Raw genomic sequence first — 18,888 nt, forward strand, 5'->3', positions numbered from 1 at the left:
TGCCGCACGGACCAGGCACCACACAGACCGGGTGCCGCACGGACCAGACACCACGTGGGCCGGGGGCGTGCGGGCCGGGGGCGTCTAACGGGTGCGGCGGGCGATAAAGGTGATCATGCCGGTGGCGCCCGCCGCGACCGCCAGCCAGGCGGCCACGACCGCGCTCGGCACCCCGGCGTCCTCGTCCGCCTTCGTGTCGGCCACCAGCGTGGTGTCCCGGCCGGCGCTCCGGCCGGCCGTCGGCGTGGGGGCGGGCTTCTGGGCCGTCTCCCGCAGGACCTCCGGCGGCAGCGGCACCCGGTAGACCGGGCTGCCGGCCCCCTCGCTGCCGGTCAGCAGCGCCCTGCCGTCGGCCGTGTAGGCGATCGACTCGGCCTGCTCCAGGGGCGGCATCGACACCCGGGCGAGTTGGTCGTCCGGAGCGCGGTAGACCGTGGCGGAGAAGTAGGTGCGGATCACGAAACTCGACCCGTCGGGGGCGTAGGCGGCGTCGGTGGCCATGATGGGCGCGGAACCGACCTTGCGGAGGACGTTGACCTTGTCGGTGCGCAGCCGCCTGGGCGCCGCGTAGACCGAGCCGGCGAACTCCTTGCTCACGATGTAGAGCCGCCCGGTGCGGGGATGCACCATGACACCCTCGGCGTTGTGCCCGCCGTCCTCGTAGCGGAACCGGTAGCGCACGGCGGGCAGGACGGCGTCGCGCAGCGTGGTGGGCTCCGTCACCTTGTAGACCGAGATGTCGGACCAGGCCCCGTCGAAGTTGTCGCCGATGTCGGCGAACCAGAGCACCCCCGCCCCGGTCTCCGGATCCCGGGACGCGGCCATCCCCTCCCAGTCGCGGGCGGCCGCCCCCTGCAGGGTGAACGTCGCGCGGGTCCGCCCGTTGGAACCGACGGCGAAGAAGACCGGCCCGGCCGAGCTGTCGTTGTGGGTGTAGTAGACGTTCTTGCGCGTCGGCGAGACCGCCAGCCCGCTCGACTCGGTGATCCGCCTGTCCTTGAAGGTGAAGAAGGGCGAATCGCCGTCCGCCCACGCTCCGGCCCCCGCGAACACCGCGGTCCCGGCCAGCACGGCCACCGCGAGCACGCGGATCATGACATTCCCCGGCCTACTCCCCATCCAGCCATCATGCCCTGACCGCGGGAGCGGGGGGCGCCGTGGAAGCCCCTTGTCCACATCAAGGTCACCCCTGCATTGCCGAAAGCGGGCCTCCGGAGACGGAAGGATCCGGGACGCCGCAGAGAGGGGCTCCGCCCGGGTTCGCGGTTTGGCCATATCAGGACAGGCCCGTTTCCGATTAATGGACGTCCGCCGGGAGGCGGTCGAGGGCGCCGCTCGCCTGGAGCGCACTCCAGGTCCATAGGGTGGACGCATGGATTACACGCAGCTTGGCCGTACCGGCCTGAAGGTCAGCCGCCTCTGCCTGGGCACGATGAACTTCGGCCCCGTGACCTCGGAAGACGACTCCTTCGCGATCATGGACCACGCCCATGAGCTGGGAGTCAACTTCTTCGACACAGCCAACGTGTACGGCTGGAAGAAGGGTGAGGGCATCACCGAGAACATCATCGGGCGCTGGTTCGCCAAGGGCGGGGGCCGCCGCGAGAAGACGGTCATCGCCACGAAGCTCTACGGCGACATGGGCGACTGGCCCAACGACGGCCGCCTGTCCGCGCTCAACATCCGCCGCGCCGCCGACGCGTCGCTGCAGCGGATGCAGACCGACTACATCGACCTGTACCAGGCCCACCACGTCGACCGGAGCACCCCGTTCGAAGAGTTCTGGGAGGCCATGGACATCCTCAAGCAGCAGGGCAAGATCCTCTACGTCGGGTCGTCCAACTTCGCGGGCTGGCACATCGCCAAGGCCCAGGAGACCGCGGCCCGGCGCAACAGCCTCGGGCTGGTCTCCGAGCAGTCCCACTACAACCTGATCGTCCGGGCGCCCGAGCTTGAGGTCATCCCGGCGGCCGAGGACTACGGCCTGGGCCTGATCCCGTGGAGCCCGCTCGCGGGCGGCCTGCTCGGCGGCATCCTCCGGAAGATCGACAAGGGCCGCTCCGCCTCGGAGAACATGGTCAAGGAGCTGGACAAGCACCGCGACAAGATCGAGCAGTACGAGGCGTTCTGCGACGAGCTCGGCGAGGACCCGGCGAACGTGGGCCTGGCCTGGCTGCTCCACCAGAAGGTCGTCACCGCGCCGATCATCGGTCCGCGCACGCTCGACCAGCTCGACGGCACCACCAGGGCTCTGGAGATCGAGCTGGACGACAAGGCCCTCGCCCGCCTCGACGAGATCTTCCCCGGGTTCAAGACGGCGCCCGAGGAATACGCCTGGTAGCAGGCTATGAGACCAGGGTGCCGATCACCACGAGCAGCACGAGCAGTGCGAGCACCGTGGGCAGCAGCCAGCGTCGGGGACGATCCACGCCCTGGAGCTTAGCTCCGTCCACCGGGTGCCGGGGTCACCAGGGGGTATTCCGCGACCGTCTCGTAGCGGACCACGGCTCCCAGATGGCTTCTCACCAGGTGGACGGAGCCGGCCTCCCAGGCGGTTCCGGCGAACGACCCGAAGTCCTCGACCAGGCGCTGCAGGTCGGCGTCGGCGCGGGACCTGGCCAGGGTCAGGTGCGGCCGGAGCCGCCGCCGGTCGGCGTGTACGGCTCCCGCACGGAGCGCCCCCGCCCCCAGGGAGTCGGCCAGCCGGACGAGCCGGGGGCGGCAGCCGCGCACGTCGGTCCAGAAGACGCGGGCCCGGCGTGCCGAGGGGAAGGCGCCCGCGCCGGTGAGTAACAGCGTCATCGGCGCGTAGCGCGACGCGGCACGGGCGAGCCGCGTCTCCAGCTCGGGCAGCACCGTCTCCGGCACCTCTCCCAGGAACGACAGCGTCACGTGCCAGGTCTCCGGGTCCGGCCAGCGGAGACCGGGCCACGCGGCGCGGTGGGGTTCGAGGGCGTGGCCGAGCTCGTCACGCACCCGCTGCGGCAGCGGTAACCCCACGAACAGCCGCACGCGACCTCCTGCCGATCACCCTGGTCAGCATTATCGCCGCCCCGGTGCCCGCGATGGTGAGCACCCCGCCGATCATGACCCCCGTGCGGGGGCCGCCCATTTCGGAGATCCAGCCGAGCAGCGGCGCGCCGATCGGGGCGCCGCCGGTGAACACCAGCACGTAGATGCCCATCACCCGGCCGCGCATCTCCGGCGAGGACGCGAGCTGCACGCTGGTGTTGGCGGCCGTGTTGATGGAGATCAGCGCGACCCCGGCGGGGATGAGGAAAAGCAGGTAGAGCGGGTACCACGGGGCCAGGCCGGTGGCGATCTGGAACAGTCCGAACGACACCGCGCCGCCGATCAGCAGCTTCCGGCTGGGCCGTACCCGCCGGGCCGCCATGAGCGCACCGCCCAGCGCGCCCACCGCGAACATGCTGGAGGCCAGGCCGAAGGAGGACGCGCCCGCACCGAAGACCCCGCGGGCCATCAGCGCGATGGACATCGAGAACGACTGCGTGAACAGCGAGACGAAGGCGACCAGCAGTATCGGCAGCAGCAGGTCCGGACGGTCCAGCACGTAGCGCAGCCCCTCGCGGAGCTGACCCTTGGCTCTGGGCAACGGATCGGGCGCGGTCAGCTCCGAGGCGCGCATCAGCGCCAGGCCGCTCAGCACGGCGACGAACGACAGCGCGTTGATCAGGAACATCGGGCCCGTGCCGCCGAGCGCGGAGATCAGCACGCCCGCGACGGCCGGACCGACCACGCGGGCCAGGTTGAAGCTGGAGGCGTTCAGCGCGACGGCGTTGGCCAGGTCCTTGCGGCCGACCATCTCCACGACGAAGGACTGACGGGTGGGCACCTCGACACAGGAGATGAGGCCGAGGACGAAGGCCATCACGTAGACGTGCCAGAACTGCGCGTTGCCGGTCACGACGAGCAGACCCATGGTCAGCGCCAGCACGCCCATGAGCGACTGGGCGACCATCAGCAGTCGCCGCTTGGGGTAGCGGTCGGCGAGCATGCCGCCCCAGAGGCCGAACAGCAGCAGCGGCAGGAACTGCAGCGCGGTGGTCACTCCCAGGGCGACGGCGCTGCCGTTCGTCAGGTCCAGCACCAGCAGGTCCTGCGCGGTGCGCTGCATCCAGCCGCCGACGTTGGAGACCACCCCGCCGATCGCGAACAGCCGGTAGTTGTGGTTGCGCAGCGACCGGAACATCCCGCCCCGCGCCTCGGGCACGGCCTGTGGGGTGCCCGTCTCGACGGCCTGCAGCTCGCTGGCCGCCGCGGCCCGCGCGACCCGCCGTCGCCGCAGCCTTGCCCGCCATCCCAGCGTCTTTCCCGGTACGGCGCGCGCGACGCGGAGCCGTCGCAGTTTTGCCCGCCACCCCGGCCCCGTACCCGGTGTGGCGTGCGCCTCGGCGTCCTGCGGGACCGCCGAGGCCCCGGGTTCCTCAGGTTCGGCTAGATCCGGCTGAGCTTCTCCAGTATCGGAGCCGCCTGCCGGAGCACCGCTCTCTCCTCGGCCGTCAGCTCCTTCAACCGCTGCGTCAGCCACGCCTCCTTGCGGCGGCGCTCCTCCTTCAACAGGGTTGATCCCTGCTCGGTCACGCTCACGGTCACCTGACGCCGGTCGGTCGGGTGCGGTGTACGTGACACCAGCTCCCGCTCTTCCAGCCCGGCGATCACGCGGGTCATCGAGGGCGGTTGCACCTTCTCGAGCTCGGCCAATTCGCCGGGGGTTATCCCTGAATGCCGTTCCACGGCGGCGAGCGTCGCGAGCTGGGTGGGGGTCAGCGAGTGTCCCGCGGCCTGCCTGCGCAGGCGTCTGTTCAGTCGTGCCAGTGACACGCGCAGTGCCGATGCCAGACCGGCGTCGCTTCGCAGGCTCGCGACGGGGTCCTTCTTGGGGGTTTTCGTTAGCATAAGTCATTACCTTCGCTAACTATATACGAACTCACGGGATTCCCTCCGGGCCGAACTTTCCTGGGGCGGGCCGTACAGCGTGGCAGACCGGGCGGGGATCCCCCAACCTCACCGCGACGTCCCCGCAGGCAGGACCCCGCGGGGACGTCACGGCCGGAGGTGTTCAGTTCACCGACCCCGGCTGGGCGACCCACTCGATCTCGACGTCCGCGGCCTTCGCGATCGTCACGAAGTCCCGGTCGTAGTGGAGCACCTTGAGCCCGTGGTGCCGCGCCGTGACCGCGATGAGAAGATCCGCGGCGCTCAGCCCTTGACTGCCGGAGGTGGCCGTCGGCATCTCCTCGTCCACGTCCACCAGGATCTTCGCCACGAGGGCCTCCACATATACGGCCGACTGCCAGTGTATATACCCCTTCCCCGCCCCCCGAGTGAACGAGGAAAGGCACGAGGGGCCTCTCACCGGCAAAAGCTCAGGCCAGGCCCAGAAGGGACTTGACGGGGCCGAGGGCGAAGGAGAGGGCGAACAGCACCGCGACCACCCACATCAGGGCGTGGACCTCACGGGACCTGCCCTTGACCACCTTGATCAGCACGAAGCTGATGAACCCGGCGCCGATGCCGTCGGCGACGGAGGGACCGGGCGACATGCACACCGCCACAGAGAGGACCGGCACATGAACTTCACCCACAGGGGCAATACTATTTTGTATGCTTCAGAGCATACAAAATAGGAGGTCATTATGACCAAACCATCTCATCTACTGGCTCGCGGCTCCGAATGGGCAGCGCTCACCGAGTTCGTGACGCATCCCGATCCACACCTGCGGCTGGGGGTCCTGTCAGGGCGACGGCGTGTCGGCAAGAGCTACCTCCTCCGTGCCCTGGCCGACTCGATGGACGGACTTTATGTCTCCGCGGTCGCCGAAGAAGGCACGGTGACCGCGCGGCGGCGGTTCGCCGACGATGTCGCGCGGTATGCGGGAGTCAGCTCCGACCTCTTCCGAGACGATGCCGGCTGGGAGTCTCTCCTGGACTCGGCGATCAGCCTGACCATGCGGCGACGCGGCGCTTCCGGTTTGCTGGTCATCGACGAACTGCCCTACTGGATGTCGCATTCCCCGGAGCTTCCCGGCCTGATCCAACTGCTCTATGACCGTTCACAGACCGGCCACGGCCACGAAGGCGGACGCGTAATCGTCTGTGGATCGGCCATGTCCGTGATGAACAACCTCCTGTCCGGCACGAAAGCACTGCGCGGCCGGGCTGCTGTCGACATGCGTCTCCAGCCGTTCGACCTGAGCACCACCGCACAGCACTGGGGTGTCGACGATCCCGCGACCGCTCTGCGACTGCACGCCACACTCGGCGGATCTCCCGGCTACCGCAACCTGACCTCTTCACGCTCGCCGCAGAGCCTCCAGGAGTTCGACGCCTGGGTCTCCGCCACGATTCTCAATCCCGGTCAGGCTCTCTTCTCCCGCAGTGAGGCGGAGTATCTGCTACGGGAAGACCCGCAGTTCACCGGAAGCGCCCTCCACTACGCGATCATCAATGCGGTCGCCGGCGGAGCCACCAGTCCAGCGAAAATCGGCGGCCTGCTGGAGCGTGATCGCACATCCCTGGGCCGCCCACTTGAGATGTTGACGAGTTCGGGCTATCTCGACCACTCGACAGATCCGCTCTGGGAGCGACGCCCGGTGATCACCGTCGCGGATCCCATCATCCGCTTCCATAATCTGATCACCGTTCCGAACCGGGATCTCATCGAGACGGGCGGCTCTGTCCAGGCATGGCGTGAATCTCAACCCACCTTCGTCTCTCGTATCCTGGGCCCCCATTTTGAGGAGTGCTCACGCGAGTGGCTCCGCCGTCACGCCGCCCCCTCCCTTCGCGGGGGAGCGAACACCATCGCCTCGACAGTGATCAACGATCAAGGCGGACGGGCCAAACATGAGATCGACGTCATCGCTCTGGACCGGAGGTCCGACCGCACCACAGTGGGTCTCATCGGGGAGGCGAAAGCCACTCTTGTACGGCGGGGCCCCGCAGACCTGGAACGGCTCGTACGACTGCGGGAGATCCTCCGCGGCCAGGGACATGACGTCACCTCCACCCGGCTGGCGATCTTCTCCCTGGAAGGGTTTCACTCCGACCTCGTGACGATCGCACGCCGCCGGGGAGACGTGCTCCTGGTGGACCTGCCCTCCCTCTTCGGAAGGACGGAACCGTCCGTCCTTCCGGGATGACCTGGGTCCGTGATCTCGCGGACCCAGGTCACGGGCGTCACAGACCGAGGAGGGACTTGACCGGGCCGAGGGCGAAGGAGAGGGCGAACAGCACCGCGACCACCCACATCAGGGCGTGGACCTCGCGGGCCTTGCCCTTGATCACCTTGATCAGCACGGAGCCGACGGACCCGGCACCGCTGCCGTGGCGGTGGACGTCGCCATCAGATCGGATGGCCGGCCGAGCGCGTATGGGTCGTTGACCCTTGCAAGAAGCATATGTACGCTATTTCGTAATTCCGGAATTACCTCTCGATGGTGATCTGAGGGTGAGAATGGACGCGATGGAGCAGCGGCTCGCCGCCTTGGAGCGGCGGGTCGAACGACTGGAGACGGCGCCGGCCACCCGGCCGAAAGAGCAGGCGGCCGGAAGATCGACCGGCAACGCGCCCCTGCAGTTGCTCGACCGGCTACGCGAGCACATCGGCGGTGCCGACAACGGCGGACAGGCTCCCGGCCCGTTGGAGGCGACCGGCGCGATCGCTTACGCGGGAGCCGTCGGTCACGACGGTCGCGAGTATCTGTGGACCAAACAGCGGCCTGTTCGCGATCTCATCGGCGCGGAGCAATCGGGTACCGCCACCATGCTGGAGTGCCTCGGAAGTCCGGCACGCCTGGCGTTGCTCACCGCGTTGATCGGAACGTCACGCACCCGCACGCAGCTCCAGGAGGCCCTAGGTGAGACGACTTCCACCGGACATCTCTACCACCACCTGCGCGGGCTACAGGCAGCAGGCCTGCTCATCCAGCCTCGGCGCGGCGAGTACGAGCTCGCCGCCCATGCTCTGGTCCCGCTGCTCACTATCATCGCGGCCGCCCTGGATCTGAGCGCCAGAGGCGACCAGGCAGCCTGGGAGGCCGGGGAATGAGCTGGACCTCCCTCCGGTGGCACGCACAAGGAGCGCCCGCCCGCGCCGCGTGGCGGGCTTGGGCGCGTGGGGACATCGACGACGCCGAGCGCCTGGCCGCGCATGCCGGTCACCGGCAGCACGCGCACCTCCGGTTCCTGACCAGCTACGTGCGCGGAAACTACGAGCAGGCGCTGACCCACTACGAGGCCATTCGCCGCCTGTATCCGGCCTACACGGAACTGGATGAACCCGCCGCGCATGCTCTGCTGCATCTGGACCGGCCGGCTGAGGCCTACGCGCACGTACAGCGGCGCCGGAGGAAACGACCGCTGCCCCCCGACCTCGTGTCGCGGATGGATCACCCGCTGGGCGTCGAGATCGACCACGCGACCGTCCTTCCCTTCGCCGATCACGCGCTGGCGCCCTACCTGCCCGCCGTGGACGCCACGCTCGACGGCCACCCTGTGCGCACCCACATCGACACCGGCGGCACGTTCCTCGTCATGGGAACCAGGCGCGCCGACGCACTGGGCATCCGGCTGATCTCCAGCGGAAAGAATCATCACGGTACGACCCGCACCGACCTCTACACCGGGATGGCCAGGGAACTGACGCTCGGCGACGTCGTCTTGACCAACGTGCCGGTGGAGGCCATGCCGACGCTACGCGACGACCAGGACCTCGTCATCATCGGCACCAACGTCCTGCAGCGGTTTCTCACCACCGTCGACTACCCCCGCCGGCGCCTGCTCCTGTCACGACGCCGCGACCCACGGCAGGCGGCCGACCATCTTGCGCTTCTCGACGGCCGGCCGGAGGTCGCCCGGGTCCCCTTCTACCTGTGGGCAGACCACTACATGTTCGCCCGTGGAGGCTTCGGCACCCGGCAGGACCTCAACTTTTTCATCGACTCCGGACTGGTCTACGTCGGCCAGGAGGACGGCTCACCGCCCCGCCAGGCATGCCTGTACACGACCGCGCGGCGATACCGCTCCTGGGGTGTGCACCGGGCTCGCGCGGCCCGCCCGCACTTCAGCGTCGACGAACCGATCCGCCTGGGACCGCTCCGTCAGGACGACCAGTTCGTGGCCACGACGCCGGCCCGGCGTGTGCCCTGGGCGTCGTTCGGGGGCGTTCGCATCGACGGCCTGCTTTCCCACTCCTTCCTCGACAAGTACGCCTGGACCCTCGACTTCGACCGGCACGAATACACATTCCGATGACCCGCACCGCCTGCATGACCCGTCAAAGGCCGTCATGGCGATCAGTTCCACCATGACGGCCTCGGGCTCGCTGCTCAGCCGAGGTCGAGCAGGGTCTTGATCGGGCCGAGGGCGAAGTAGACGACGAACAGGGCCGCGACCACCCACATCAGGGCGTGGACCTCGCGGGCCTTGCCCTTGACCACCTTGATCAGCACGAAGCTGATGAACCCGGCGCCGATGCCGTTGGCGATGGAGTAGCTGAACGGCATGAGCACGATCGTGAGGAACGCCGGGATGGCGATCTCGTAGTCGGTGAAGTCGATGTCGCGGATCGCGGTCATCATCAGGAAGCCGACGATGACCAGCGCGGGGGCGGCGGCCTCGTAGGGGACGACGGCGACCAGCGGCGAGACGAAGATGGCCAGCAGGAAGAGCACACCGGTGACCACGCTGGCCAGACCGGTGCGCGCGCCCTCCCCGACGCCCGCCGCCGACTCGACGTAGGTCGTGTTGGAGGAGACCGAGGCCGCGCCGCCGACCGCCGCACCGATGGAGTCGACGAGCAGGATCTCGCGGGTCCTGTCCATCGAGCCGTCCTCCTTGACCAGCCTGGCCTGGCCGCCGACGCCCACGACCGTGCCCATGGTGTCGAAGAAGTCGGTGATCAGCAGGGTGAAGACGAGCAGCAGGGCCAGGATGACCGAGACGGAGCCGAAGGCGCCGAACGGGTCGAACTCCTTGAACAGCACGAACGGGTTGCTGAACCCGAAGATCTCCTTGGGCATCTCCGGCACGACGAGCCGCCAGCCCGCCGGGTTCGGGCTGTCGGGCGTCCCCGAGCCGCCGACCTTGGCGACGGCCTCGACGATGACGGCGAGGACCGTGGTCGCGACGATGCCGATCAGGATGGCGCCCTTCACCTTCCGGGCCACCAGCAGGGCGATCGTCAGCACGCCGACCACGAACACGAAGATCGGCCAGCTCGTCAGGTTGCCGCCGATGCCGAGCTCCAGCGGTACGGCGGGCGCCTTGCGGACGAAGCCGGCGTCCACGAAGCCGATCAGGGCGATGAACAGGCCGATGCCGACGCTGATCGCGGTCTTCAGCTGGGGCGGGATGGCGTTGAAAACGGCCGTTCGGAACCCGGTCAGCACCAGGATCGCGATGATCACGCCCTCCAGGAAGACCAGGCCCATGGCCGACTCCCACGACATCTGCGAGGCGATGCCGAAGGTGACGAAGGCGTTGAGGCCCAGGCCGGCGGCCATCGCGAACGGCACCTTGCCGATGACGCCCATCAGGATGCTCAGCAGACCGGCGACCAGCGCGGTGCCGGCCGCGACCAGCGGCACGTTGGGGACGAGCCCGTCACCGATGAACTGGCCCTCCGCGTCCTTGGCGGTGGCGATGATCAGAGGGTTGAGCACGACGATGTAGGCCATCGTGAAGAAGGTGGCGAGACCGCCGCGGACTTCCCTGCCGACCGACGAACCACGGTCAGAGATGTGAAAGAAACGGTCAAGTGCGCTTATTTGGGAGGTTTTGGTGTCACTCACGGACGCAGGGTGCCAGCGAGCATCACCTATCGGAAGGCCCAGGTCACGATGGTGATGCTTTCGAGATCGATTCGCACTCTCACAGGGGGCGTTTTGCGGCTAGTGAGGGCCCGTCGCCTACGCTGGAAACCGTGAACCAGCCTCGCCGTCCGGAGCTCCGGCCGTTGAAGACCAACGACACGGCCACGATCCTCGCGGGCACGGGCCTGTGGGCGATCGCCCTGCTCGTGCTCCTGATCGCGCAACCGGATGCCGGGCACCGCTGGTGGATCTGGACCTGCGTGTCGGGCATCTGCGGCGGCCTGTTCGGACTGTGGTTCGTCCGGCGCCGCGACCGCCGGGGCCCGGCGCCCGCCTCCGAGGAGTCGGTCGAGCCCGCGACGGCGATCCCGCCCGTCTCCCCCACCCCGCCGGCCCCCTGACCGCGAGCCGCCGCGACCGCCGTACGGCTCCCGCGCACAGCCCTCCATGCGACCCGCGCACGGCTCCCCCGCGGACGGGGACGAGCCGGACGGACGGGTCCCCAGTACTCCAGTGACGCTTTGCGATCATGGTTGGGATCTGTGCCGGTAGTGGCAGCAGCGTCGTTTGGGCGGTGGCTTGATGGCGTCGGCGCCATTGTGACCGGTGCAGGATCTGCTGGATGTGGCCTGGCGGGATGGACGGGCATGACCGGCAGGTGTCACGCGGCCGGCTCGGACGGCGCTTTCTCCGCCAGGCGGCGGAGCGCGTGGCCCCACCCTTTGCCGGTCTCCCTCTCCAGGGGGAACGGCAGGCCGCTGTGCCGCAGGGTCAGCTTCACACCGTCATTCTCCGGGATGAGCGTGATCTCTACCCGGGAGGCGCCGGGTGGGATGGCGGGCGCGCCGGGGGTGGCCTCCCAGCCGAAGGTGAAGACGATTCGCTCGTACGGCACAAGCTCCACGAACTGCCCGCGCATGATCGGACGCGGGCCTTCCCGCATCCGCACCACGAGTGCGCCCCCGGGACGGGGATCCACCTCGGCCTCGCCCCACCATCGCGCCAGCCGTACCGGATCGATGAAGTGGCGCCAGACGGTTTCCGGCCGGGCCCGGATCCACACCGCCTGCTCGATCGTGCTGCCGGTGCTCACAGTGGTCCCCCCACGTCCTCGGATGTGCGTTCTTCCTCTTCGGCGAGCTGCTTGAGGCGGTTGAGCGGCACCGACCACATCGACTCGAAGAACCTCGCCGCCTCGGCCAGCCCTTCACGGCGCACCCGGTAGAACCGGCGGTTGCCCGCCCTGCGGACGTCGAGCAGGCCGGCCGAGAGCAGTATCCGCAGGTGCTGGGAGACCGCAGGCCGGCTGATGCCTGGGAAATGGCGGGCAATGTCACCAGCCGACACCTCCCCCTCCCGCACCAGGACAAGGATCGCGCGACGCGTCGGATCGGCGACTGCCCGCAACGCCTCGTCCATCACCCACCGCCTTCATCGGTTGCCTGCCGCCCGAACTCATGTAAGTATTTAAGCAATATCTTACATTCTCTTTGAAAGGTGAGCACCATGGCCCACAACCCGATAGCCCTGATCGAGAACAAGCGCCTCGACGCTCTGGTCGGCCGCTGGCGTTCCCACGGGCAGATGATGTCAACCGATCCGTCCGACCCGGCGATCGAGATCGCCGGGTCGGACACCTACGAGTGGCTGACCGGCGGCTTCTTCCTCCTCCACCGGGTCGACGTGCGCGTCGGCGATGATCAGGTCGAGGTCGTCGAGATGATCGGTCCTTACGATCCGGCCACGGGCACCTATCCCATGCGCTCCTTCGACAACCACGGCGCCTTCGTCACCATGCAGGCGAGCGTCGCCGACGACGGCGTGTGGACCTTCACCGGCGACACCGAACGCGCCACCCTCGTGATCGCCGACGACCGCGCCACCATGTCCGCGACCTGGGAACGCACCGACGACACCACCACCTGGCACCCCTGGATGACCATGTCCTTCACCCGGCTCTCCTAGCCGGTGCCTTTCTCGGGGAACCCGGTCTCGTCCACGATGAGACCCCCGTCCTCGCGGAGGTGTCCGATGACATACCCGCGCACGTCGCGACCTCCACCAGCAAGATCTCGAAGTGTCACCGGAGTACTAGCCGGTCGAGGCGGTCCAGCTGTCCAGGTCGGACTCGGCGAGCAGCAGCGGCACCGCGGCCGGGTCGCGCAGCAGTGCCGCGGCCGCCAGCCGGTCACCCCACTGGCCCGACGCCCACGCGAGCCCGCGGGCCAGACCCTCCACGCCCGCGGCGTGCACCGTGCCCTCGAAGAACCGCCAGGCGGCGGGGACGCCGTCCACGAGCAGCTTGTCGTGCTCCACATAGGTCGCGGGCGCGCCCGGCAGCAGTGACCGCACGGCGGGCAGGACCTCGCGGACCGTGCCCGTGGAGGTCACCTCACCGGCCGCCTCCTCCCCCGCCAGCGGCAGGTCGAGCAGCTCCGACAGCGCCTCGGCCAGGTCGAACGGGGCCAGGATCAGCGGCCGGCCCGCGACCAGCGGGAGCAGGTCCGGCGCTTCGACCACGACCGGCTCGCCCGCCTCGCCCTCGGCCCCACCGGACAGCAGGTGGCCGTCCTCGGCGTCGGCGACGACGATCTGACCGTCGAGGACGGCGCGGACCGCGCGAGGAGGCGCCACCCGGGCGGGGGCGACGGCGGCCAGAGCCACCCACAGGGCCCGGAGCTGGGCGCGGTCCACCTCGATCGAGGGGTCGGCCAGCAGCTCCAGGAGCTCGTCGGGACCGCCGTGCGAGGCGAGGAGGTCGGGCAGCGTGCTCCGGACGCCGATCATCGCCAGCGCGGCCTCGTCGATGCCCGAGGGGGCGTCGCCGTACAGGCCGAACAGCAGGGGGTCACCGGCCGGGAGCCGCAGCTCGGTGGGGCGCCTGCCGCCCAGCACCGGGTGGGTGGACAGCCACCAGGCGGTGTAGGAGGGCACCTCCACGACCTCGCCCGCGACCAGGACCCGCAGGGGGTGCAGGACCGAGCGGAGCGGCGGGCGCGACAGCAGGGCGAGGGCCGAGGGCCAGTCCGCGACGTACTCCAGGTCGCGGATGGCGGAGAACTCCCTGGCGACCGGCGGCACGTCCATCTCCGGCAGCAGGTCGAGAACCGCCTCCAGCCACTCGTCCTCACGGTCGAGATCGTGGTCGCACTCGTCCGGGTCGATCATGACGTCGGCGTCGTTCACCACCGCGAAGCCGTCGAGCACTCCGGCCGCGGCCAGCACCCGGGGACCGTACCGCTCCACCAGCTCGGGCGCGGCGGTGCCGAAGTGCGTCTCCTGGTCCAGCAGCCCGGCCAGCGAACCGTCGGCCAGGAGCAGCTCACCGGCAGGGTACAGCTCGCCGTCGGCACCGCGCAGCGCCAGCTCCGACAGCCACGGAGCCTCCCCCGTGGTCAGCCCGGCGGCCTCCACCAGCGCGAGGACGGCCTGAGCCACCGGCTCCGCTTCGGGGCTGTCCAGGGACTGCGCGACCGCGGCACGGGTCAGCGGGTCCTCCAGGACCGTCCGGGGCGTCGCCTCGCCCGCGCCGAGCCGCAGCAGCAGCCGGTGGGCGGCGTCCGGGTGGACGACGCGCAGCCCGAGCGGGGCGAGCACAGCCGGGTCCAGGGTGGAGCCGTCGCTCAGCAGCAGCGTGCCGCGCGGCCCACGGACCAGGCGGCCGTCGGCCAGCGGCACCGGCAGCGCGCCGAGCGCCTCGGGGTCGTCGGCGGGCAGCACCTCGTACAGCGACCGCCACCAGGCCGGGTCCCTGTCCTTGACGGCGTCGCCGGAGAGCATGTCCACGACGTCGGCGAGCTCCACCCGCTTCACGCCGAGCGCGTTGACGGCGGGGTGCCGGGACGGCCACCCGGCGGGCAGCAGGCCGGGCACCATGCCGGCGATCTTCTCCAGCAGCTCGGCCGGGGCCGCGACCACGGACGCCTGCCGGCCCGCCACCACCAGGTCGGCGCCGGCGGCGGGCGGGTCACCCGCGCCGGTGGGCGGGCCCCCGGCGTCGGCGGGCGGGGAGAGAGCGGGCAGGAGCGGGGTGTCGGGGAGCCTGCGCAGGATCGCCCGGCGGACATGGGCGTCGAGCTCGCCCTTGCCCATCAGGCCGGGGACGAGATCGAGCAGCTTGGGCGTGCGGGGCAGCCCGCCGAGCAGTTCGAGATAGGCCTCGGCGGCACGCTCGACCAGGAAGTCGGTCAGCGGGCCCATGGCCACGTGCCGCCGGTCGGTGGCCATCGGGAACGAGGCGATCAGCAGCGCGGGCAGGTCCAGCGGTTCGTCGCTCGGCGTCGGCGCGTGCACCACGGGCGGCACCCGCGCGGGCAGCGGCCGGGGCTCGCCCCCGTCCGGGCCGCCCGGCGAGCCGTCCCGCGGACCACCCAGGGCACCGCCCGAGGTCCCGTCGGCGGATCCACCGACGGGGACGGCCCAGCGGACCAGCCAGTGGGGCCGGGCCCGCTCCTCGGTGGGCCGGTCGGCGAACAGCTCGGCCACCTGCTCCGGCGCGAACCGCCCGGAGGCCGACACCACCTTCCAGCCGTCCGGCAGGACCGTCCGGACCTCGCCGTCCACATCGATCTCGATCGACTCCAGGGCGGGCAGGCCGAGCAGCAGCGCGGGGCCGGTCTCCTCCAGCATCCGCCGGACCGCGTCCTCGGCCGCCCTGTCACGCAGCGGCAGCCGTACGAGCGTGTCGAACCCGCCGGGAACCTCCACCGGGCCCGCGGGGAACGGCAGGCGCAGCAGCGGCACGTGCCGGTCGCGGTCGGTGAGCTCCCGGGCGAGCGCGGGCTCGGCCGCCACCAGGGCCGTGGTCTGGTCGCGCGACCAGCGGACGACCCCGGACCCGAGCGAGCCGATCACCGGCTCGTCGGTGACCGACACCACGGCCGCGAAGCCGACGCCGAACCGGCCGGCCATGCCGGACTCGTCGCGCTTGCCGGAGACACGGAGCGTGGACAGGCCCTCGATCCCGGCCGCGTCCACCGGGGCGCCGGTGTTGGCGGCCGACAGCACCCCCTCGCGCAGCGACAGGCGGAGCCGTCCGGGCACCCCCGCGCGGAGCGCGGCGTCGGCGGCGTTCTGGGCGAGCTCGACGATCAGCCGGTCGCGGTAGCCGCCGAGCGCGAAGTCCTCCTCGGCGTTGGCGTCCTCACGGAAACGCGCGGGTGAGGCCGTCCAGGCCGCCAGCACGGCGGAGCGCAGTCGGTCGGTGCCGAAAATGTCAGTCACAGCGATGAGTCCAAAGGTCGAAGGGCCCGCGGGTCACGTCGCACGGCAGCCGGCCGGACCAGGGACGACCCGGCGGCCTGCGGGAGAAGCGTCAGGTCAGGAATGACCCAGTGGCTCGGTGTCGGTGTCCTCCACGGAACCGGCCAGGTCAGCGGAACCGGCCAGGTCCGCCTCCGGGGAGTCCTCGGGGAGGTGGTCGTAGGCGAGGTCGTCGAGGATCGGCGAGGTCGGCTCGACCTGGTGCGGCAGCACGGCCGCCTCGGAGTGCGCGCCGCAGCCGTGGTCGGCGGCGACCACGCGGCCGTCGTCGGGGGCGTACTCGTTGGTGCAGACACCGAAGCCGGTCCCCAGCGCGCCGGCCAGCGGCCAGTAGAAGCCACAGGTCGAACACTGCGCGGGGGCGGCGTGCGCGAGCGGGGTGTGCGGGCCGGACTCGCCGGAGTGCCAGCGCCGCACGGCGCGGTCGCGGCCGATCGGGGAGAGCACCCGGGCCCGGCCGAGGCCGTACTCGAAGATCATTTGGCGCTCGGAGTCGTCGGCGGTCTCGGTGAAGCCCGGGGCCAGCCGGTCGTCGTCGGCGGCGGTGGGCAGCAGGTCGCCCACCCCGAGGTCGCCGGGACGGAGCCGCTCGCTCCACGGCACCCACTCCGGGGGCAGCAGCGCGCCGGCGCCGGGCAGGAGCACGACCTCGCTGACCGTCACGTTGCGCGCGCGGGAGGCCCGGGCGACGGTGACGGCCCAGCGCCAGCCCCGGTAGGCGTGGTCGAGGCAGGCGAAGTAATGGGTGACGACGCGCTCGCCCTCACCCTCGACTCCGAGGTGCTCGCCCACCTGGTCGGGCCCGACGGTCTCCTCGATGGCGGAGCGGGCCAGGTCGACGGCGGCGACGCATGCCGGGTCGAGGGGCGCTGTGCGGGATCGAGTACGGCTCACGAGTTCTCCTCCGTCGGCCTCGCAACCCGACGGCCGCTGTGCTTTCTGGCTCGCTCGCTGCGCTGACTCACAGTTCATTCTCACCTATGCCCGGAGCGTACTGCACCGGTACCGTCCCACCGCACCCGACGATTCGCCCGTCACCGGGCCTCGGAGGCGGAAACCTCCGACTTCAGCAGCTCGGTGGCGGTCTCTCCCGCGGACGTGAAACGGCGATGCCCGTCCGTGATGGATGGGGCTCCCGTGCCGTGGCGATGGAGTCGATGCCAATCGGGTAAGACTGGATGCGTGGCAAATGGGTGGGAACGAGCGCGAAAGACGGCGGGCGAGGTCTCACGTCTGATCGGCCGCTCGGCCGCCGAGGCGGGACGGGCCACGGTGCGCGCGGGCAGGAGCACGGGGCGGGCGACCGCGCGGGCCGGTCGCGGCGCGGCGAGCGGGACGCAGCGGGTCGGCAAGGCCGCGCGGCGGCTGACCCACGCCCAGGGCGCGGGCCGTACGGGGCTGGGCCAGCTGATCGAGCTGACGGCCGCGCACAGCGCGGGCGACGCGCTGGTCACCGCGGCCCTGGCCGGGACCCTGTTCAAGCTCCCGGTGAACGAGGCCAGGGGCCAGGTCGCGCTCTACCTGCTGATCACGATGATCCCCTTCGTGGTGGTCGCGCCGTTCGTCGGCCCGGTCCTCGACCGGTTCCGCTCTGGCCGGCGCTTCGTGATGGCGGGCACCCTGTTCGGGCGCGGGCTGCTCTGCTTCGCGATGGCGGCGGCGGTCGTCCCGGGCGACGTGTTCACCATCTTCCCCGCGGCGCTGGCCGTGCTGGTGCTGTCGAAGGCCTACAACGTCTCCCGTGCGGCGATCATGCCGAACGTGCTGCCCGCCGACATCGCGCTGGTCACCGCCAACGCCAGGGTCGCCCTGTTCGCGCTGGTCGCGGCCGGCGTCGCGGTCCCGATCGGCGCGGGCGCCAGCGCCTGGCTCGGCGCCGAGTGGGTGCTGCGCGGGGCGACGGTGCTCTTCCTGCTCCAGGGCGTCCTGGCCGTACGGCTCCCGCGCCACGTGGACTCCCCCGACCTTGAGGAACTGGAGGAGGGCGAGAGGCGTCCGCACCGCTGGCGCACCCTGCTGAACGTGGGGCCGGTGGTCGCCGAGGCGATGAAGGCCAACGTGGCCATCCGCCTCTACTCGGGGTTCCTCCTCTTCTACCTGCTCTTCCTCGTGCAGGACGGGAAGCTGCCCGGCCTCGCCCCGACGGTCACGATCGGCGTGCTGGCCGTGGCGGCCGGAGTCGGTGGGCTGGCCGGGACGGTGGTGGCCTCCTGGGTGCGCAGCCGCTCCCCGCAGGTGATCGTGCTGTCGACGCTGGCGCTGTCGGCCGTGACCACGGTGGTGTCGGTGATCGTGTTCAACCTGTGGACCGTGGTGGCCGTCGCCCTGGTGTCCGCGTTCGCCCAGGGGCTGGGCAAGCTCGCCCTGGACGCGATCGTGCAGCGCGAGATCGGCGAGGAGGTGCGCTCGTCCACCTTCGGCGTGGTGGAGGCGTTCCTGCAGATCGCGTGGGTGCTCGGCGGGCTGGCCGGCCTGCTGCTGTCGCTGTTCGCCTCCGGCCCGGCCGGGCTCGCGGTGATGGCCGCGGCACTGGGCGGCTCGCTCGGCTGGCTGCTGGTACGGCGGCGCAGGCGGGTCCACGCGAGGGACGCCAGGGTCCAGGCCGCCCGGGCCGGGGCCCCCGATGTTCCCGATGCCTCCGACGCCCCCGCGGACACCCCCGACGACCGGTCCCCGGCTCCCTGGGAGCGACGCCGGCCGGATGCCGCGGGAACGACGACCGCGGTCGTGCGGCGCGAGGATCCCCCGACGGAGAAGCGGACCAAGCCGCTGACCAACCCCCACGGCTGAG

At 70.6% G+C, this 18,888-nt stretch carries 18 protein-coding genes; 7 read left to right on the forward strand and 11 right to left on the reverse strand.

Going from position 1 to position 18,888, the window contains the following annotated elements; all coding sequences use genetic code 11:
• Positions 1-84: 84 nt before the first annotated feature.
• Positions 85-1,095 (reverse strand): hypothetical protein, encoded by a 1,011-nt coding sequence (locus tag SROS_RS42890; protein ID WP_012895244.1) that lies wholly within the window; start codon positions 1,093-1,095, stop codon positions 85-87.
• 277 nt (positions 1,096-1,372) lie between these two features.
• On the opposite strand from SROS_RS42890, the gene SROS_RS42895 reads away from it, so the two are divergent.
• On the forward strand, positions 1,373-2,341 hold the full coding sequence (locus SROS_RS42895; protein WP_012895245.1) for an aldo/keto reductase: 969 nt from the start codon (positions 1,373-1,375) through the stop codon (positions 2,339-2,341).
• A 98-nt stretch (positions 2,342-2,439) separates the two neighbouring features.
• Here the strand turns inward: SROS_RS42895 and thpR are convergent, their stop codons facing one another.
• The 5 genes from thpR to SROS_RS50505 form a co-directional block, all read right to left on the reverse strand.
• A complete protein-coding gene (gene thpR / locus SROS_RS42900) occupies positions 2,440-3,012 on the reverse strand; it encodes an RNA 2',3'-cyclic phosphodiesterase (RefSeq protein WP_012895246.1) in 573 nt (190 codons plus the stop codon).
• A complete protein-coding gene (locus SROS_RS42905; RefSeq protein WP_245564488.1) occupies positions 2,969-4,231 on the reverse strand; it encodes an MFS transporter in 1,263 nt (420 codons plus the stop codon). Before SROS_RS42905 ends, thpR begins: the two co-directional genes overlap by 44 nt.
• 224 nt (positions 4,232-4,455) lie before the next feature.
• A complete protein-coding gene (locus SROS_RS42910; protein WP_012895248.1) occupies positions 4,456-4,917 on the reverse strand; it encodes a MarR family winged helix-turn-helix transcriptional regulator in 462 nt (153 codons plus the stop codon).
• Between the two features lie 163 nt (positions 4,918-5,080).
• Positions 5,081-5,287: a PIN domain-containing protein gene (locus tag SROS_RS42915; RefSeq protein ID WP_245564489.1), complete on the reverse strand. Its 207-nt coding sequence runs from the start codon at positions 5,285-5,287 to the stop codon at positions 5,081-5,083.
• Between the two features lie 100 nt (positions 5,288-5,387).
• On the reverse strand, positions 5,388-5,606 hold the full coding sequence (locus SROS_RS50505) for a hypothetical protein (RefSeq protein ID WP_174435277.1): 219 nt from the start codon (positions 5,604-5,606) through the stop codon (positions 5,388-5,390).
• 51 nt (positions 5,607-5,657) lie between these two features.
• Here SROS_RS50505 and SROS_RS42920 point away from each other — a divergent pair, with 51 nt between their 5' ends.
• From SROS_RS42920 to SROS_RS42930, 3 genes are all read left to right on the forward strand, one after another.
• The gene (locus tag SROS_RS42920; protein ID WP_012895250.1) at positions 5,658-7,163 is read left to right on the forward strand and encodes an ATP-binding protein; all 1,506 of its coding nucleotides are present in this window, start codon (positions 5,658-5,660) and stop codon (positions 7,161-7,163) included.
• A 323-nt stretch (positions 7,164-7,486) separates the two neighbouring features.
• Positions 7,487-8,071, forward strand: coding sequence for an ArsR/SmtB family transcription factor (locus tag SROS_RS46730; protein WP_169369505.1), 585 nt, complete (start codon positions 7,487-7,489; stop codon positions 8,069-8,071).
• Positions 8,068-9,276, forward strand: a complete 1,209-nt coding sequence (locus SROS_RS42930) for a retropepsin-like aspartic protease (protein ID WP_012895252.1) — start codon at positions 8,068-8,070, stop codon at positions 9,274-9,276. Before SROS_RS46730 ends, SROS_RS42930 begins: the two co-directional genes overlap by 4 nt.
• A 74-nt stretch (positions 9,277-9,350) precedes the next feature.
• Here SROS_RS42930 and SROS_RS42935 read toward each other — a convergent pair whose 3' ends face one another.
• Positions 9,351-10,814: an NCS2 family permease gene (locus SROS_RS42935; RefSeq protein WP_012895253.1), complete on the reverse strand. Its 1,464-nt coding sequence runs from the start codon at positions 10,812-10,814 to the stop codon at positions 9,351-9,353.
• A gap of 131 nt (positions 10,815-10,945) precedes the next feature.
• Between SROS_RS42935 and SROS_RS42940 the strand changes: the two genes are divergently transcribed.
• Complete coding sequence (locus SROS_RS42940; RefSeq protein ID WP_012895254.1) at positions 10,946-11,236, forward strand: DUF2530 domain-containing protein; 291 nt, start codon at positions 10,946-10,948, stop codon at positions 11,234-11,236.
• Between the two features lie 260 nt (positions 11,237-11,496).
• Here SROS_RS42940 and SROS_RS42945 read toward each other — a convergent pair whose 3' ends face one another.
• Together SROS_RS42945 and SROS_RS42950 are read right to left on the reverse strand one after the other, a co-directional pair.
• Entirely contained in the window at positions 11,497-11,928 is a 432-nt protein-coding gene (locus SROS_RS42945; RefSeq protein ID WP_012895255.1) for an SRPBCC family protein, read from the reverse strand.
• Complete coding sequence (locus SROS_RS42950) at positions 11,925-12,254, reverse strand: ArsR/SmtB family transcription factor (protein ID WP_012895256.1); 330 nt, start codon at positions 12,252-12,254, stop codon at positions 11,925-11,927. Before SROS_RS42950 ends, SROS_RS42945 begins: the two co-directional genes overlap by 4 nt.
• Positions 12,255-12,341: 87 nt before the next feature.
• Here SROS_RS42950 and SROS_RS42955 point away from each other — a divergent pair, with 87 nt between their 5' ends.
• Positions 12,342-12,800 carry a DUF1579 family protein gene (locus SROS_RS42955; RefSeq protein ID WP_012895257.1) on the forward strand — a complete coding sequence of 153 codons (459 nt, stop codon included), beginning with the start codon at positions 12,342-12,344 and terminating at the stop codon, positions 12,798-12,800.
• A 126-nt stretch (positions 12,801-12,926) separates the two neighbouring features.
• Here SROS_RS42955 and SROS_RS42960 read toward each other — a convergent pair whose 3' ends face one another.
• Positions 12,927-16,058, reverse strand: coding sequence for a sacsin N-terminal ATP-binding-like domain-containing protein (locus SROS_RS42960; protein ID WP_012895258.1), 3,132 nt, complete (start codon positions 16,056-16,058; stop codon positions 12,927-12,929).
• A gap of 96 nt (positions 16,059-16,154) precedes the next feature.
• Positions 16,155-16,991 (reverse strand): DUF3027 domain-containing protein, encoded by an 837-nt coding sequence (locus SROS_RS42965; protein ID WP_012895259.1) that lies wholly within the window; start codon positions 16,989-16,991, stop codon positions 16,155-16,157.
• A 288-nt stretch (positions 16,992-17,279) separates the two neighbouring features.
• Between SROS_RS42965 and SROS_RS42970 the strand changes: the two genes are divergently transcribed.
• Complete coding sequence (locus SROS_RS42970; protein WP_148269406.1) at positions 17,280-18,887, forward strand: MFS transporter; 1,608 nt, start codon at positions 17,280-17,282, stop codon at positions 18,885-18,887.
• The last annotated feature ends 1 nt before the right edge of the window (position 18,888 follow it).

This window comes from Streptosporangium roseum DSM 43021 (assembly GCF_000024865.1).
Taxonomy (GTDB): Bacteria; Actinomycetota; Actinomycetes; order Streptosporangiales; family Streptosporangiaceae; genus Streptosporangium; species Streptosporangium roseum.